General features: G+C 59.6%; 18 protein-coding genes. 6 read left to right on the forward strand and 12 right to left on the reverse strand.

From position 1 onward, the window contains the following. Positions 1 to 8: 8 nt before the first annotated feature. On the reverse strand, positions 9 to 914 hold the full coding sequence (locus tag GRO01_RS05940) for a 50S ribosomal protein L11 methyltransferase (RefSeq protein ID WP_062510376.1): 906 nt from the start codon (positions 912 to 914) through the stop codon (positions 9 to 11). Continuing rightward, entirely contained in the window at positions 914 to 3,136 is a 2,223-nt protein-coding gene (locus GRO01_RS05945) for an ATP-dependent helicase (RefSeq protein WP_062510374.1), read from the reverse strand. Before GRO01_RS05945 ends, GRO01_RS05940 begins: the two co-directional genes overlap by 1 nt. 27 nt (positions 3,137 to 3,163) lie before the next feature. Here GRO01_RS05945 and GRO01_RS05950 point away from each other — a divergent pair, with 27 nt between their 5' ends. Both GRO01_RS05950 and radC read left to right on the forward strand, forming a co-directional pair. Further along, complete coding sequence (locus GRO01_RS05950) at positions 3,164 to 3,853, forward strand: JAB domain-containing protein (RefSeq protein WP_062510372.1); 690 nt, start codon at positions 3,164 to 3,166, stop codon at positions 3,851 to 3,853. Between the two features lies 1 nt (position 3,854). Continuing rightward, a complete protein-coding gene (radC, locus tag GRO01_RS05955; protein ID WP_062510370.1) occupies positions 3,855 to 4,610 on the forward strand; it encodes a RadC family protein in 756 nt (251 codons plus the stop codon). Positions 4,611 to 4,614: 4 nt separating this feature from the next. Here radC and GRO01_RS05960 read toward each other — a convergent pair whose 3' ends face one another. The 6 genes from GRO01_RS05960 to rpmE all read right to left on the reverse strand — a co-directional run bounded on the left by GRO01_RS05960 (position 4,615) and on the right by rpmE (position 8,247). Then, positions 4,615 to 5,736, reverse strand: a complete 1,122-nt coding sequence (locus GRO01_RS05960; protein WP_141306877.1) for a 5-(carboxyamino)imidazole ribonucleotide synthase — start codon at positions 5,734 to 5,736, stop codon at positions 4,615 to 4,617. Beyond that, positions 5,733 to 6,257 carry a 5-(carboxyamino)imidazole ribonucleotide mutase gene (purE, locus tag GRO01_RS05965; RefSeq protein ID WP_083541392.1) on the reverse strand — a complete coding sequence of 175 codons (525 nt, stop codon included), beginning with the start codon at positions 6,255 to 6,257 and terminating at the stop codon, positions 5,733 to 5,735. The genes GRO01_RS05960 and purE overlap by 4 nt, the downstream gene beginning before the upstream one ends. After that, positions 6,258 to 6,458 (reverse strand): YdcH family protein, encoded by a 201-nt coding sequence (locus tag GRO01_RS05970; protein ID WP_011253895.1) that lies wholly within the window; start codon positions 6,456 to 6,458, stop codon positions 6,258 to 6,260. Positions 6,459 to 6,609: 151 nt separating this feature from the next. After that, positions 6,610 to 7,194, reverse strand: a complete 585-nt coding sequence (locus GRO01_RS05975; protein ID WP_062510366.1) for a DUF1013 domain-containing protein — start codon at positions 7,192 to 7,194, stop codon at positions 6,610 to 6,612. Positions 7,195 to 7,404: 210 nt separating this feature from the next. Continuing rightward, positions 7,405 to 7,863 (reverse strand): Hsp20 family protein, encoded by a 459-nt coding sequence (locus GRO01_RS05980; RefSeq protein ID WP_231490378.1) that lies wholly within the window; start codon positions 7,861 to 7,863, stop codon positions 7,405 to 7,407. Positions 7,864 to 8,019: 156 nt separating this feature from the next. Beyond that, the gene (gene rpmE, locus GRO01_RS05985) at positions 8,020 to 8,247 is read right to left on the reverse strand and encodes a 50S ribosomal protein L31 (RefSeq protein WP_062510364.1); all 228 of its coding nucleotides are present in this window, start codon (positions 8,245 to 8,247) and stop codon (positions 8,020 to 8,022) included. 189 nt (positions 8,248 to 8,436) lie between these two features. On the opposite strand from rpmE, the gene mscL reads away from it, so the two are divergent. Together mscL and GRO01_RS05995 are read left to right on the forward strand one after the other, a co-directional pair. After that, entirely contained in the window at positions 8,437 to 8,895 is a 459-nt protein-coding gene (gene mscL / locus GRO01_RS05990) for a large-conductance mechanosensitive channel protein MscL (RefSeq protein WP_062510362.1), read from the forward strand. Then, positions 8,895 to 9,368 carry a hypothetical protein gene (locus GRO01_RS05995; RefSeq protein WP_231490375.1) on the forward strand — a complete coding sequence of 158 codons (474 nt, stop codon included), beginning with the start codon at positions 8,895 to 8,897 and terminating at the stop codon, positions 9,366 to 9,368. The genes mscL and GRO01_RS05995 overlap by 1 nt, the downstream gene beginning before the upstream one ends. On the opposite strand, the gene secF is transcribed toward GRO01_RS05995, so the two are convergent. After that, positions 9,325 to 10,263, reverse strand: a complete 939-nt coding sequence (gene secF, locus GRO01_RS06000) for a protein translocase subunit SecF (RefSeq protein WP_062510360.1) — start codon at positions 10,261 to 10,263, stop codon at positions 9,325 to 9,327. The two genes, GRO01_RS05995 and secF, sit on opposite strands and share 44 nt — an antisense overlap. Positions 10,264 to 10,268: 5 nt before the next feature. Continuing rightward, the gene (secD, locus tag GRO01_RS06005; protein WP_062510605.1) at positions 10,269 to 11,810 is read right to left on the reverse strand and encodes a protein translocase subunit SecD; all 1,542 of its coding nucleotides are present in this window, start codon (positions 11,808 to 11,810) and stop codon (positions 10,269 to 10,271) included. Positions 11,811 to 11,969: 159 nt separating this feature from the next. Here secD and GRO01_RS06010 point away from each other — a divergent pair, with 159 nt between their 5' ends. After that, a complete protein-coding gene (locus tag GRO01_RS06010) occupies positions 11,970 to 12,953 on the forward strand; it encodes a Gfo/Idh/MocA family protein (RefSeq protein WP_062510358.1) in 984 nt (327 codons plus the stop codon). 27 nt (positions 12,954 to 12,980) lie between these two features. Here GRO01_RS06010 and GRO01_RS06015 read toward each other — a convergent pair whose 3' ends face one another. Both GRO01_RS06015 and GRO01_RS06020 read right to left on the reverse strand, forming a co-directional pair. Next, entirely contained in the window at positions 12,981 to 14,789 is a 1,809-nt protein-coding gene (locus GRO01_RS06015) for an ABC-F family ATP-binding cassette domain-containing protein (protein ID WP_062510356.1), read from the reverse strand. A gap of 60 nt (positions 14,790 to 14,849) precedes the next feature. Further along, entirely contained in the window at positions 14,850 to 15,590 is a 741-nt protein-coding gene (locus GRO01_RS06020; RefSeq protein ID WP_062510354.1) for a response regulator, read from the reverse strand. A 222-nt stretch (positions 15,591 to 15,812) separates the two neighbouring features. Here GRO01_RS06020 and GRO01_RS06025 point away from each other — a divergent pair, with 222 nt between their 5' ends. Continuing rightward, complete coding sequence (locus GRO01_RS06025) at positions 15,813 to 16,319, forward strand: sigma-70 family RNA polymerase sigma factor (protein WP_062510602.1); 507 nt, start codon at positions 15,813 to 15,815, stop codon at positions 16,317 to 16,319. The last annotated feature ends 42 nt before the right edge of the window (positions 16,320 to 16,361 follow it).

Consider the following 16,361-nt stretch of genomic DNA (forward strand, 5'->3'; position numbering starts at 1 on the left):
CACACCCATCAGCCGCGACGGCGCAGGATCAACGTGGCCCAGTCGCCTTCACGCAGGATACGCTCCAGCACAAGACCCTGACGCTGATGTGCTGCCAGCACCATCCGCGCTTGACTGTAAAGCAGACCAGCCAGAATGGCCGTCCCGTTCGGCGCAAGGTTCAGCGCCAGGGACTGCGCCATCCGGCATAGCGGGCGTGCGAGAATGTTGGCGAAGACCAGATCATATGGCGCCTTGGCGCGCACGGCCTCGGTCTGCCAGCCATTGCCAAAACGGCAGTCCAGCAGATTGCCCTGACCATTCAGCCGCGCGTTGAGCTTGGCCGTCCGCACGGACCAGGGCTCGATATCGACGGCCAGAACCGGACGGTGCAGCAGCTTCGCCGCAGCCATCGCCAGAATACCGGACCCGCAGCCCATATCCAGAATACGCTGCGGCTTGCGATACGCCACCATTTCCAGCGCCCGCAGACACCCGCGCGTGGAGCCATGCTCGCCCGAACCGAACGCAATTCCTGCATCCAGCGTGATCGTCAGACGCGACTGGTCCGGCGCGCCATGCAGATGGGTGCCGCGAATGGCAAAACGCTTGCCGACATTCTGCTGCGGGAAGGATTCGTATGTCCGAGCCAGCCAGCCCTCGGATTCTGTCGGAACACGTTCAAGCTCCGCCTCACAGCCGGTCAGCATCCGCGCCACCGTCAGAGCATTTTCGAGCTCGTCTTCCTTGAAGCCCGTGTCCTTTACGCCTTCCACACGCCAGTATTTCTGCGCGTCATCGGCCTCGAAAATACCAACAGTCTCGCAGGCACACATCAGGGCCTGCTCGAACAGGGGAACAAAGGGCTCTTCCACCGTGATGGACAGGGTTTCGAGCGCACTGGCATGGCGACGGCCAATGCTGCGGGGTGCCATCACGATCTGATCTCCACGAAGTTTGACATGACGCGCTTGACGCCACCGTTTTCAAAATTGATGTGCAATTGCGGCCCATCGGCCCCGATTACCGTGCCCTCACCAAACCGGTGATGAAACACCGTGGTCCCGATGGCGACCGTCGGCGCTGGCTTCACATCATGAATTTTTGGGCGCGGCGCCCGAAAGCTCGGTGGCCGCGTACTGGTCAGCGGTCCGGACGCAAACATGGACGGCGCCGCTGCGGCCTGCCGGCGTGTCTCAAACGCCTGTCCTGTCAGTTGCACATATTCGGACGGGATTTCCTCGATAAAGCGGCTCGGCATCGAGGACTGCCAGTTTGCATAGATCCGTCGACTCGCCGCATGTAGCACGATCGCCCGACGCCGCGCGCGTGTCAGCCCCACATAGGCCAGCCGCCGCTCTTCCTCGAGTGCCCGGTTCCCGCCCTCGTCAAGCGAACGCTGGGATGGGAACACGCCTTCCTCCCAGCCCGGGAGGAATACTGTGTCGAACTCCAGTCCCTTGGCGCCATGCAGCGTCATGAGACTGACCTTGTCATCGGACGTCTCGCTCTCGGTATCCATGACGAGTGCGACATGCTCCAGAAAGCCCTGAAGCGTCCCGAACTCCCCGAGAGCCCGCAGAAGCTCGCGGATATTGTCCAGACGCCCCGGCGCCTCGACGGAGCGGTCATCCCGCCACATCTGAAGATAGCCACTGTCCTCGAGAAGCTGCTCGGCGGCCACCACATGGCCTTCAGTCTCAAGCGTTGCCTTGGCCCGCTGGAACGCAGCCATCAGACCGTCCAGAGCGTCCTTCGACTTGCCCTTGAGCAGCCCTTCCTGAAGTTGCCACATCACCGCCGCCGTCAGCGGGCCGGGCAGTGCACGCGCCTGAGCATGCAGCTTCTGCACCGCCACGGCACCCACACCACGTTTGGGAACATTGATGATCCGCTCGAACGCCAGATCGTCCGCGGGCTGTGACAGCACGCGCAGATACGCGAGACAGTCCCGGATCTCGGAGCGCTCGTAGAATCGCAGTCCACCCACGACGCGATACGGGATGCCGATCATCATCAGCCGCTCTTCAAACGGCCGCGTCTGGAAGCCAGCGCGCATCAGGATGGCGATTTCCGACAGCGGATGCCCGTCACCGCGCAGACGCTCGATGGCGCCGCTTACGATCCGCGCTTCTTCGTCCGAATCGCGTACCCCGATGATCTGGACCTTCTCGCCCTGCGCATCATCGCGTCCGGGCCGCAGCGTCTTGCCTAGCCGTCCTTCGTTATGAGCGATCAGTCCGGCAGCAGCGGCGAGGATCTGTGCCGTCGAGCGGTAATTCCGCTCCAGACGCACGACTTCCGCTCCCGGAAAGTCCTTCTCGAAACGCAGGATGTTTTCAACTTCGGCCCCGCGCCAGGAATAGATGGACTGATCGTCATCACCTACACAGGCAATGTTGGACGGTCCATGCTCACGCTTGGCCAGCAGACGCAGCCACAGATACTGAACCGTATTCGTGTCCTGATACTCGTCCACGAGAATATAGCGGAAAATCCGGTGATACTGCGCCAGCACATTGGGCTGGTTGCGCAGGATCTCCGTCATGTGCAGCATTAGATCGCCGAAATCGCATGTATTGAGCGCAATAAGACGCTCCTGATACGCCCGGTAAATCGCCAGCGCATGACCATTCGCGAAATCGGAATCTTCGGCCGGCGTTACCCGGTCAGGCGTCAGCCCGCGATCCTTCCAGCGCTGGATGATCCCCATGAGCTGGTTCGGCGGCCAGCGTTTGGTGTCGATCTTCCACGGTTCCATGACCTGCTTGAGCAGCCGGATCTGGTCATCCGTATCGAGAATATTGAAGCTACTCGTCAGCCCGACATATTCCGCGTGACGTCGCAGCATTCGTGCGCAGATCGAATGGAACGTTCCCAGCCACAGTCCTTCGGCCGGCTCGCCCAGAATCGCACTGACACGCTCGCGCATTTCTCGCGCAGCCTTGTTCGTGAACGTCACGGCCAGAATCTGGCTCGGATAGGCGCGGCCTGTCAGAAGGATATGGGCAAACCGCGTCGTCAGGACGCGCGTCTTGCCCGTTCCCGCACCTGCGAGAATGAGGAGCGGTCCTTCGGTTGTCTCGATGGCACGTCTCTGCTCCGGATTGAGGCGGGAGAGATACTCGGGAGTGGGGGAGGGTAGGTCTTGCGGCACCCTCCCGATATAGAGTGAGATACCGTCATGGCCAACACATATCCCCGGATCGATCTCACGCGCGGCACAGGACCTCAGGGACACCGCGCCAGAATGCGCGCCCGCGTGCTGGCCAACGGCGCCAACACACTCGCCGATTATGAAATCCTCGAAATGCTGCTCTTCGCAGGTGTTCCACGCAAAGACACGAAACCGCTTGCCAAGGGACTGATCGGCCATTTCGGTAGTCTGGTGGATGTTTTCCGCGCCCCCACACAAGCCCTGCGCGCCGCAGGACTGAAAGATGACGCCATCAGGGTCCTGCGCCTTCCCGGCGTTGCAGCCGAACGGCTGGCCTCTTCCGAACAGCGCGAACGTCCGACACTGAGCAACTGGGAACAGCTCATGGCCTATCTTGATCAGGCGCTTGAAGGCGGCATCCCGGGACAGTTCCGGCTGCTCTATCTTGATAACCGCAACCGACTGCTGGCAGATGAAGCCACGCCCGAAGCTGAAACTCTTGCGGACCGCAACCGCGCCATCGCCATCCGAGCCCTCGCACTACACGCCACGGCCCTGATCGGTTTTCACATTCGTCCTAAAGACCGTTCTGCAGATCTGTCACAATCAGCCCGGCAACTGGACTTCGCGATGCGTCCCCTGTCCATCACGCTTCACGACGTACTCATTGCAGGGGACGGGCGCCCGTCAAGCCTGCGTCAGGAAGGGCTGCTGTAAGATGGACGACAGGGGCACTGAAAAAACCGGATTTTCGGACGGCATGATAGGCCTGTCGTCAGCCGATCTGCGACAGATCACGGCACTGACGGATACTCTTCCAGAAATGGAGCCGCCGCTTGCCCTGCTGACGGGACGGGGGCGACATCTGGACGATACAGCCCTGCTACACCTCCTGACCGTGCTGTTTACCGGACGGGAAACGGGCAGCGTCGCGCTGTCTCACAACCTCTTTGCGCGTTTCGGCTCTCTGGCCGCCGTCCTGTCCGCTACGGACCGGGAACTCGAAAGCATCTCGGATATGGGCATGCATATGCTCCCCATGATCCGTGTGCTTCAGGAAGCAGCACTTCGCTACAACCGCGCGCGTCTGCCACCGGAAGATGTCCTCGACAACGAACAGAAACTGCTCGACTACCTCACGGCCCGTCTGGCGCGGGAGAATATCGAGCAGTTCCGTATCCTGTTTCTCAACGAAAAGAATAGCCTGATCGCCGACGAGGCTCAGGCCAGAGGCACGGTCAATCACACACCCGTCTATCCGCGGGAAGTCGCAAGACGCGCGGTGGAAATTGGCGCCACCGCACTCGTTCTGGTCCATAACCACCCGAGCGGCGATCCTACGCCCTCGGAAGCCGATCTTCAGATGACCATGCAGGTTCAGGCGGCGCTCGAAGTGGTCGGCGTTACGATCGCGGATCACTTCATCATCGGCAATGGCCGACACACCAGCTTTCGTCGTAGCAACCTGCTCTGAGGCTTCAGCCGCGCGGCGGCAGAAGTCCTTCGAGCGCCAGTTCGCCCGGGAGGGCACCGTGCGGGAAAATGGTGTTCACATGCCCCATCTTGCGTCCCGGGCGCGCTTCCGCCTTGCCGTACAGATGCAGTGATGCCCCATCCGTTGCAAGAATGGCCGGAACACGCGCCATGTCCTCGGGACCAATCAGATTGTGCATGACCGCATCGGAGTGCCGACGTGCAGGCGGCAGCGGCAGACCTGTCACCGCCCGCACATGCATCTCAAACTGATCCACCAGACACGCATCCATGGTCCAGTGCCCGGAATTATGCGGGCGAGGGGCGATCTCGTTCACCATGAGGCTGCCATCAGCAGCGTGGAACATCTCCACCCCCATGATCCCGACCAGACCCAGCGCTTCAGCAATGCAGGCCGCCATATCCTGAGCCTGCAGAGCCAGATCCGGCATCACGCGGGCCGGGGCCAGCGTCACGTCCAGAATACCGTTGCGGTGCCGGTTCTCGACCGTATCGAAACACCGCACGGTCCCGTCCAGACCACGGACCACCATCACGCTGAGCTCACGCTCGAAATCGATCATCTTCTCCGCAACGAGCGGGTAGGGAAGATCCTTCAGGGCTGCGAGGGCCTCGGCATCCGGCACCCGGAACTGCCCCTTTCCGTCGTAACCAAAGCGGGTCGTCTTGAGAATGAGCGGAAAACCAAGCGTCTCAAGCCCTGCCAGATCCTCGGGCCCGTTGACCGCCCGCCAAGGAGCCAGATTGACGCCAATCTCGAATAGGCGCGTCTTTTCCGTAATCCGGTCCTGACTGATCCGCAGGATTTCCCCCGCAGGTCGCACCGGCCGGTGCTTCTCCAGCAGGGCCAGCCCCTCGGCACTGATATTCTCGAACTCGAACGTCACAACATCACAGCGCGAGGCAAAATCCTCAAGCGCCGCCGGATCGTCATAGGCTCCGACAGTTACAGACGCTGCAACTTCCGTGGCCGGGCTTGGCGTTTCAGTGCTCAATAAATGGACATGAAAGCCAAGCTTCGACGCTGCCACAGCCGACATGCGACCGAGTTGTCCGCCGCCAATGATCCCGATCGTGCTGCCGGGAGCAAAAACCTGCGTCTTCATTCGACCGGAACATCCGCAACAGCCGCAGTCTGCGTCGCCCGCCAGGCATCCAGACGCGCCATGACCTCGCCATCCGAAACCGAAAGAATTGATGCTGCCAGAAGCCCCGCATTGATCGCACCGGCCTTGCCGATCGCCAGGGTCCCGACCGGCACGCCGCCCGGCATCTGCACGATCGAAAGCAGGCTGTCCTGCCCGTTCAAGGCACGGCTCTGCACGGGGACGCCAAGAACGGGAATGCTTGTCCAGGCGGAACACATTCCCGGAAGATGTGCCGCACCACCGGCACCGGCGATAATGACATGAAGGCCGCGCTGACGGGCCGTCTTTGCATAGTCCACCAGACGGTCAGGCGTGCGGTGAGCCGAGACGATCCGCTTCTCATGGGCAATTCCAAGATCGTCGAGGATATCACAGGCGTGCCGCATGGTATCCCAGTCGGACTGGCTTCCCATGATCACACCAACACGGATCGGCATGTCGTCCTGAAGGGTTTCGTCGGCGGAGAGGATCTGGCTCATTCAGGCAATATTATCCGGGATGAGACGGGTCTCGATCCACGAAATCTCATCTTTGAGCTGGAGCTTGCGCTTCTTGAGACGCTGAAGCTGCAGCTGGTTAAGGGGATGATGGACGAGACGCTCGATGACGGTATCAAGGTCGCGATGCTCGCTGCGCAGTTCGTGCAGACGTTTCAGCATGGCATTGTCGTCAGTCATCATGGCATCCGGTCCCGGAGAACGGTCAGGCGTTGTGGAGAGACTGATTCTTTCCACTCTTTTCATTGCAGTATCATGCCTGACGGGCAGCGGACCAGTGCCCGTCAGGCATTCATCCGGACCAGCCCTTCACAAGGCCGTCCGGATGCCGCAATCAGGCATGACTGTCGCTGTCTGGCACATAGGCGTCCACAACCGGAAGTGCATGACCTTCACGAGCCAGACGGTCATTGGCGGCTGTCACAGCAGCATGCAGATCGGTCTGGGTACACAGGCCGAGAATCACGGGATCGCGCGGCTTGATGTTCGCGCTGTTCCAGTGCTGGCGGTCACGAACCTTCGTAATGGTGTCCTTGGTCGTACCGAGCAGCTTGACGATCTGGGCTTCGGACAGCTGCGGGAACTGACGCAGGACGAATGCAATGGCGTCCGGGCGGTCATTACGCTTGGCAACCGGGGTATAGCGCGCACCCTTGGCACGACGCTTCACGGGGCTGGCCGTCGGCATGATCTTCAGGCGTGCGTTGGTATCTGCCTCGCAGCGCTTGATTTCGGCTTCTGCAAGCTGATGGTTCTTGATCGGATCATAGCCGTTGATCCCGGCAGCAACTTCGCCATCTGCAATCGCCTGAACTTCAAGCGGATGCATGCCGCAGAATTCTGCGATCTGGGTAAAGGTAAGACCGGTTTTCTCAATCAGCCAGACGGCCGTGGCCTTGGGCATCAAAGGCAGGGTCATGTCGGTGCGTTCCTTGCTGGGACACGGATGGAGCCGGCTTCCGCAGGCACCGATCGGGCGTATCCGGCGAGGAACCAATCCCGCCCGGGATATGATCGCGGCACCTGCTGGATGCTCTGCGATAATGCAGACGGGTATGGGCCACCGACGCCGCAGTGGTCAAGCACCAAAAAGAAAGGGAGCGCTTTTAGGATGCTCCCTTTCTGAAGTTCAGGCTGCCTGCACAGTTTCTGCCGGTGCAATGTTCTCCGATCCTGTCCGGACAGGAATACGGCGTGGTCTGGCAGCTTCCGGCACGACCTGACGAACGGCAATGGACAGCAGTCCATTCACCAGATCTGCCTGATCGATTTCCGTATGGTCGGCCAGAACAAAACGGCGCTCGAATGCCCGCGTGGCGATGCCACGATGGAGCCAGTCCCGGTCACGGCTGTTCTCGGGGACGCTGCCGCGCACGACAAGCGTGTTTTCTTCCTGAAGAACTTCCACATCTTCTGGCCGGAAGCCCGCAAGAGCCATCGTCAGGACGTAGTTCGTCTCGCCGGTTTTTTCGATATTGTAAGGGGGATAGCTTGGAATTGCCTGGGCGTTGGCAACATTGCCGGCCATTCTGGCAAGACGGTCAAAACCAATCGCGCTGCGAAACAGCGGGGTAAAATCGTAGGTCACTGAAACCTCCTTCTGGCAGGAATCATCTGGCGCATTTCCCGGTATGGCAAAATGCTATGGTCAAACCAGCCGCGACCCGAACGGCATCGCGACTGGTTTTCCAGATAGGTTCCGACCTGGCCGCCTTCAAGAGGAGACGGGAGGAGGGGCGACGAATTACTTCGTGCGCGTACCGATGCCAGCAAAGCGCTTGTTGAACTTTGCGACCTGGCCTCCGGTATCCAGCATGCGCTGGACGCCAGTCCAGGCGGGATGAGACTTCGGATCAACGTCGAGACGCAGCGTTGCGCCCGGTTCGCCGTAGCAGGAATGCGTCTTGTACTCAGTCCCGTCGGTCATGATGACGGTGATCTCGTGGTAGTCGGGATGGATGCCGGATTTCATGAATTTCTACTCCATAAAGAAAGCTCCGATGCCGACCGGAGCGAATCATCAGGCGCGTATAACGGAAACCGCTCCCGGATGAAAGTGGCCTTTACTGGATCATATGAGTCCGTTTATCCCTTGAAATGAGTGCAGGCTCGAATGTCAGGCCTGCGACCGTGGTTTCACGGATACCGAGAAAGGTTTGATATGAGCGAAACCAAACATACACTTCACACCCCGGGCTGGGTTGGCGATTTCCAGAAATTCATCATGCGCGGCAACGTGCTTGATCTTGCCGTCGGTGTCGTGATCGGTGCTGCGTTCAGCGCAATCGTCAGCAGTGCCGTCAAGGATATCCTGACACCATTCATCGGCCTGCTGACGGGAGGTGTCGATTTCTCGAACCTCTTCATCACCCTCAAAGGCCCGGTCAAGGATACTCTGGCCGAAGCCCAGAAGGCGGGTGCTGTCACCGTTAATATCGGCGTCTTCCTGAATGCCGTGATCCAGTTCCTGATCGTCGCCTTCTTCATTTTCTGGCTGACGCGCATCCTCAGCAAGCTGCACCGCAAGGAAGAAGCTACACCGGCAGCTCCGCCAGCTCCGACCAAGGAAGAAGTTCTGCTGACGGAAATCCGCGATCTTCTGGCAAAAAAGAGCGTCTGATGAACAACCTGAAGGCTTCCTCTGCCGCAGTCTGGCGCTCTACGGCCGCATTGCTGGTAGCAGGGAGCCTTCTGGCCGGATGTGTGGCACGCCCTGTCATGACAGGGCTGCCGCCATCGCTGAACTCACGTCTTTATGCCTATCTGATTGCACATGGCATGGCACGGGGTGCGGTTATGACCGGCCAGATTGGCCCCGAGGGACTGGTTCGGCTCGTCACTCTGGACAAGGCCGCACAGCAGGCCACCGTGAACGCCCTGAAGCTGCAAAGCTCGTCAGCCAACCGGCAGGCCGATCAGGCGCTGTCCAACCTGCTGGCAGATCTTCCGCAGAAGACACCGCCGCTCCCACGAAATCCGGCAGAACAGACACAAAAAAAACCGGCTCCCCTAAGGGACGCCGGCTTTTTTGTGCTTGGAGCAGACGTAATCAGCCTGCGTCAGTTTCCTTGCGCAACCGCTTCTCACCCATAAGGAGAAGCAGGGGCGCTGCAATGAAGATCGAGGAAGACGTTCCGACTACAATGCCGAACAGCATGACCGTTGCAAAACCGGTCAGCGTGCTGCCACCGAACAGGGCAAGCGGCAGAGCGGCCAGAAAGACCGTCATGGACGTGCCGAGTGTCCGGTTCAGGGTCTCGTTGATGGACAGATCCAGCAGTTCCCGCAGCGGCATCGTGCGGTATTTGCGAAGGTTCTCGCGGATCCGGTCATAGACCACCACCTTGTCGTTCGTGGAGTAGCCCAGGATCGTGAGCAGGGCTGCGACCATCACAAGATCGAATTCGAAGCGCGTAATGGCCAGAAAACCGACCGTCTTGGTCAGATCGAGAATGAGCGTTACCACGGCACTGATGGCGAACTCGCGCTCGAAGCGGACCCAGATATAGATCAGGATCATCGCAAGGCTGAAGCCAAGCGCCAGCAGACCATCGCGGAACAGTTCGGACGAAACCGAGGCGCCTACGGCGTCGGCACGAAGAACCTGCGTCCCGGGTTCGGCAGCCGAAATGGCGCTCTTGACGCCATCAACCAGCTTCTGGGTCTGTGCCTCGCGATCCGCACCTTCCGGAGCATTGATCGAGATACGCACATCCCGCGGCGATCCAAACGCCTGCACGGCATCCGGATGAATGCCGGCATGATCGAGAGCTGCGCGCAGCTTGCCGAAATCGGCAGGGCCAGGAGTCTGGGCTTCGACGATGATGCCACCGCGGAAATCCAGTCCGAGCTTCAGGCCGGGCTGGAAGAACAGGATGACGGAAGCAATGGAGAGGACCGCCGAAACGATCAGCCCCATGTGACGGCCGCGCATGAAGTTGATGCGCCGATCGTCACGGACAAAACGGAAAAGGGGACGTGACAGCATGACGATCAGACCGGAAGTTCTTTGGGACGGGCGAGGGCGTACCACCGCACGACCAGAAGGCGTGACAGCAGGAGAGTCGTGAAGAGTGTCGTAACGATACCGATGGTGATCGTCAGGGCGAAGTTACGGACAGGGCCCGTTCCGAACACGAACAGCATGACATGCGCCAGGAATGCCGTGGCGTTACTGTCGATGATCGTACCAGTCGCGCGGTCGAAACCGGCCTGCAGGGCCTGAAGCGGACCACGGCCACGCTTTACTTCTTCACGGATGCGCTCGTTGATCAGAATGTTGGCATCGACAGCCATGCCCAGGGTCAGCAGCATACCCGCCATGCCCGGCAGGGTCAGCGTCGCCTGGAACAGCGAGAGGATCGCCACCATCAGGATCAGGTTCGCAAAAAGGGCGACGTCTGCATACAGGCCAAACCGCCCGTAGAACAGCACCATGAACACGATAACCAGAAGCAGCCCGGTCAGAAGGCTGATGATACCGGCATGGATGGACGCTGCGCCAAGGCTCGGACCGATCGTCCGCTGCTCTACGACTGAAAGCGGAGCAGGAAGAGCACCGGCACGCAGAAGAAGCGCAAGGTCAGACGCACTGCGGGCATCGAAGCCACCCGTGATCTGGCCGTTTCCAGCCGTGATCGGGCTGATGATGTTCGGAGCCTCGATGACCTTGTTATCCAGCACGATTGCAAAGCGCTTGCCGACATTGGCGCGCGTCACGTTCCCGAACGCCGTCGCACCCGCGCTGTTGAGCTGGAACGTCACAGCCCAGCCACCGCTCTGCTGATCGATCACGGCGCCCGCATTGGTCAGGTCCGTACCATCCACATCGACATGATCCTGAACTGCGACCTGCGTATGCACGCTCTCGTCCTCGAGCATCGTCGAGCCGGGGCTTGCAACGCTCGGGTTCGGGGCCAGCAGACGGAAGGTCAGACGGGCAGTCGTTCCCAGCAGGCTCTTGATCCGCTCCGGATCACTGACGCCCGGCAGCTCCACGACAATCCGGTCGTCACCTTCACGCGCAATGCTCGGATCAATCGCACCCGTTGCGTCAATACGGCGACGGACGATCTCGATCGACTGCGCCACAGCTTCACGGGCACGAGCCAGCATCGCGTCGTGCTGAAGCGTCAGGACGATGCGTCCGTCCTTTTCAGACGTTGTGAACTCGTTCGGTACCACCGGGGGCAGGGACTGCATGGCCTTGAGCGCGGAATCACGTTCGGCATCCGAACGTGGCATGAAGCTCAGGCTGGCGGTTGCATCGTCGCGGGCAAAATCGCGATAGCCCAGAGAGCGGTCCAGAAGCGTCTGGCGCGCCTGATCCTGAAGGGACTGAAGGCGGTCATGCTCAAGGGATTTCAGATCGAGCTGAAGGAGAAGGTAGGACCCGCCCCGCAGATCGAGCCCCAGATGGATCTGCCGCCAGGGCAGGGACGGTGAGGGAGAACGCAGAAAATTGGGCAGACACAGGAGCACGCCAATCAGGCAGATGCCCGCGACGCCCAGCAGTCTGAGCCGGCTGTAATACATCATATCAGGTCGAGACGTCCTCGGCGGATTTGGACAGATCGTTTTTCAGATCATTTTCAGGGCGGGACCATGCCGTTTCCGCCATGCCGATGCAACCTTTTGCCTCTTTGAGGGCACACTGTCTTTGCGAGGATCGCCGTGGCTGATAAGCCTGTTAGCATGAATACAGCGCAACAGCTTCGGGTCGGCATCGTCGGGGCCGGCCATTTCGGACGGTTTCATGCCCTCAAGTCCGCCGCAAACCCGGCCGAACAGCTTGTCGCGCTTTACGATCCCGATCCGGCCCGCGCGGCGGTCGTGGCACGGGAAGTTCGTTGCGGAATTGCCACAAGCTATGAAAATCTTCTGGAGCAGGTGGATGCCGTCATCATCGCTGCACCAGCCGAGTATCACTTTGCCCTGACAAGTCAGGCTCTCAAGGCCGGACGGCATGTTCTAGTCGAAAAACCCATCGCGGCCACGCTGGACGAAGCGCATGCCCTTGCCGATCTTGCCCGGGACACCGGCAAGGTCCTTCAGGTCGGCCACCTGCTGCGTTATTCGGCAGAACACCGGGCTATTACGGAGCGGATCAAGGCGCCGCTTTACATAGAAGCCACCCGCATTGCGCCTTATAAGCCGCGGGGAACGGACGTATCGGTCATTCTGGATCTCATGATCCATGATCTTGATCTCGTTCTGGCAATCGTAGACAGCCCGATTGCGGAAATCGATGCTCTGGGAGCGGCTGTTTCCAGTGCGCATGAAGATATCGCCAATGCCCGCGTCCGCTTCGAGAACGGCTGCGTAGCCACGATTACCGCCAGCCGGATTTCCCTGAAAACAGAACGGCGTATGCGGCTTTTCTCACAAGACGGTTATCTGTCCGCCGATTTCATGGAGCGCAAATTGAGCTTCATTGGGCGTGAGCGCGGCGTACCGCTTCCCGGCACAGGTGGCTTCCGGCGCGAAGCCATAAGCTGGAAGGATCACGATAACCTTGCAGTCGAACATGAAGCCTTTGCAGCGTCATGTCTTCATGGTGCGCCCGTACTGGTGGACGCCCAGGCGGGGATCAGGGCACTGGATGCCGCCATCCGGGTGACGGACAGCATCCGGCAGTCCCGGCAGATCATGGAGCTTTCGGGCCTGATCCCTTCCTGAAAGCCTAAATGATTTTATCCTGTCAAATTATTGATTTTCGAGGATTTCTTTTTTCATTTCCAGCTCGAGCCACTCTTCCTCGGATCGGGTCAGATCCTGTTCGGCAGCCTCCAGAAGCTGCGTGGTCTTCTGAAATTTTGCAGCATCCCGGCTATAGAGACCGGGGTCAGCCAGAACGTCACGGTATGTCTGGATCTTCTTTTCCAGTTCCGCCATTTTCTGCGGAAGAAGATCCAGGGCCCGCTTGTCATTATAGCTAAGCTTTTTCGGCTTCTTTTCTGTTTTCAAAGCAGATTTTGGCGCAATTTCTTCCGCCTCCGACTGCGAAGTTTCACGTCCGGCCGGAACATCCCCACGCTGGATCAGCATGTCGGAGTAGCCGCCTGCATATTCGATCCAGTCTCCACCACCGTCGGAAACCAGCACCGAGCTTGCGACCCGGTCGAGGAAATCACGATCATGGCTGACCAGCAGAACCGTGCCCGCATAATCGGCCAGCATATCCTGTAGAAGATCCAGTGTCTCAAGGTCGAGATCGTTGGTCGGCTCGTCCAGCACCATAAGACTGGACGGCTTGGCCAAAGCACAGGCCAGTGCAAGCCGTCCGCGCTCACCGCCCGAGAGCTTTCCTACGGGAGTGCGGGCCTGCTCCGGCCGAAAGAGAAAGTCCTTCATATAGCCAACGACATGACGCTTCTCATCGCCAACCTGCACCATGTCTCCGCTGCCGCCCGCAAGGGTTTCAGCTAGGGTCTTTGCAGGATCAAGGCTTTCCCGCTGCTGATCCAGTGTGACCATGGCTACGGACGGCCCCATCTTCACGGTTCCGGACTGCGGCTCCATCTTGCCGGTCAGCAGACGCAGGAGCGTTGTCTTTCCGGCGCCATTGGCACCGACCAGACCGAGCCGGTCTCCACGCAGGACCCGCAGATCGAGATTCCGGACAATGGCGCGGTCATCATAGGCCCAGTTCACACCCTCGGCTGCAATGGTGATCTTGCCTGCGCTCTCGGCTTCCGTAGCTGCCATACGCAGCGTCCCCTTGCCACGGGACGCCAGTTCCCGGCGCTGCGCCCGGAGTGCTGCCAGTTCTCCGACGCGACGGACATTCCGCTTCCGGCGTGCGGTCACGCCGTAAATCATCCAGTCTTCTTCGCGCGCAATCTGGCGGTCCAGCTTGTGCGCATCACGCTCCTGCTGTTCCAGAACCTCATCCCGCCAGCTCTCGTAACGGGCAAATCCCTGATCCAGCCGGCGCGTGACACCATTCTCAAGCCAGACCACGCTGCGAGACAGCGTCTCCAGCAGACGTCTGTCATGGCTGATGACAATCATGGCGCAGCGGGTGGCAGCGAGCTCTTTTTCCAGCCAGGTAATGGATGGAAGGTCCAGATGGTTCGTCGGCTCATCAAGCAGCAGGAGATCCGGCTCGGCTGCAAGGGCGCGGGCGAGGGCACAGCGACGGACTTCGCCCCCCGAAAGGTTCTGACAGCTTTCTTCACCCGTCATGCCGAGTTCGGCCAACATCGAGCGCGCCCGATAGGTCTCGGTCTCATCAAGGCCTTCAGACGCATAATCGAACGTAGTGGGATAGGCGGAGAGATCCGGCTCCTGCGCCAGATAGTGAACTTTCGTTCCGGGCTGGACGAACCGCTCGCCAGAGTCTGCAATGGTATCACCAGAGGCGATTTTCAGCAGCGTGGATTTTCCCGAGCCGTTTCGCCCGACCAGACAGATCCGCTCACCGGGCAGAACGCCTAGCTCTGCTCCATCGAGGAGCGGGCGTCCACCAAGAGTGTAGGTAATGTTCTGAAGAGAAAGAATGGGTGCCGACATGGCATCCTATGTGTCGCAGCCTGACGTCTGCCGCAAGACGCCTCTGCCCGAATAAAACTCTCAGACGGGCGTTACACCGCCTGTCACGGCCTGATAGGTCGCAACGGCCAGCGTCATCGGCTCGAACGGCTTGGTGATGACGAAGGAGGGCTCCTGCGTCTCACCGGTCAGCAGACGCTCTGGATAGGCAGTCACAAAAATGACCGGGGCTTCATGGGTGCGCAGGATACGTCCCACGGCTTGCATGCCATCACCGCCACCGCCAAGATTGATATCTGCAAGGATAAGGCCGGGTTTCGTCTTTGCAGCAAGCGCAACGGCGTCTGCCTCAGTATGGGCTACACCGGCGATTTTGTGACCACAGCGTTCGACCAGATCCTGAATATCCATGGCGATGATCGGCTCATCTTCAATGATGAGGACGTTGGTCTGCGCAATTCCCTGAAGCCCCTGGCGGGCCTTGTTCAGCTCGGCCGCGGCTTCTTCATCACTGATACCCAGAGCCTGTGCACTGGATGCAAGTGACTGTTCTTCCAGCGAGGTCAGCAGCAGAAGTGCACGCTGACGCAACGGCATACCTGCCGTAGCATCCGCTCCGTGCTGTCGCATGAATACGTTCACGAGCAGTCCATAAAGGGCCTGACGTGCTGAGAGACCACTTCGGGGCGGTTTTTCCATCAGCTCTTTCAGGGCCGCGGCCACAAGCTGATCGCCCGTTTCCTGATCACCAACCAGCGCGCGGGCAAAGCGACGTGCATATGGAAGTGCCTTGACGAGCTCCTGACGTGCCAGATCAGTCATGTGTCCGTGGCCTCCTGAAAAGATAGCTGCCGACCCATCCCGAGTGGGATGCATCTTGTTATGAAGGTTGAATAATCATGACACGATGCCCAATGTTCGTATAGTCTTCCTGGCCACCCCGGTCGCCTGCAATGTCGCGTGAAGGATCTTCTTCTGAGCACACCAGCGCCCGAGGGCCACCCATCCAGCCCTGTTACGAAAAAAGGTAATTTCCATCGGGGCCTGCTCCAGACCCTGCCGGATCTGCGAGGCTTTGCACGTTTTCTGACGCGGGACACGGCCGCCGCCGACGATCTTGTTCAGGATACGATTGTTCGCGCTCTGGCGGCACAGGACCAGTTTCAGGAAGGCACAGCGCTGAAAGCCTGGCTGTTCACAATTCAGCGAAATGCATTTTATGAACAGAACCGTCGACGCAGCCGCGAACAGGAAATCATGCAGGATATCGAATTCGATATGCGGCCTTCCACTGCGGCACCATCACGACAGCACGCACGTGATGCGGTTCAGGATCTGGGCGAACTGCTCTGGAAGCTACCTGACCTTCTGCGTGAAGCCCTCATCCTCGTAGGAGCACAGGAGCTGTCCTATGAGGATGCAGCCCGTGTCTGCAACGTTCCGGCGGGAACAATGAGAGCCCGCGTTTCCCGGGCCAGAGCACAGCTTGCTGATCTGGCGGCAGAAAACAGCGCTGATCCGCAACCTGAATCTGAAAAAAATATCGTCTGATTTTTGGCAGTTTTCTGCATAATCTGATCAACCGGCTTCGTC

The sequence above is a fragment of the Gluconobacter roseus NBRC 3990 genome (genome assembly GCF_006538885.1).
Lineage (GTDB): Bacteria > Pseudomonadota > Alphaproteobacteria > Acetobacterales > Acetobacteraceae > Gluconobacter > Gluconobacter roseus.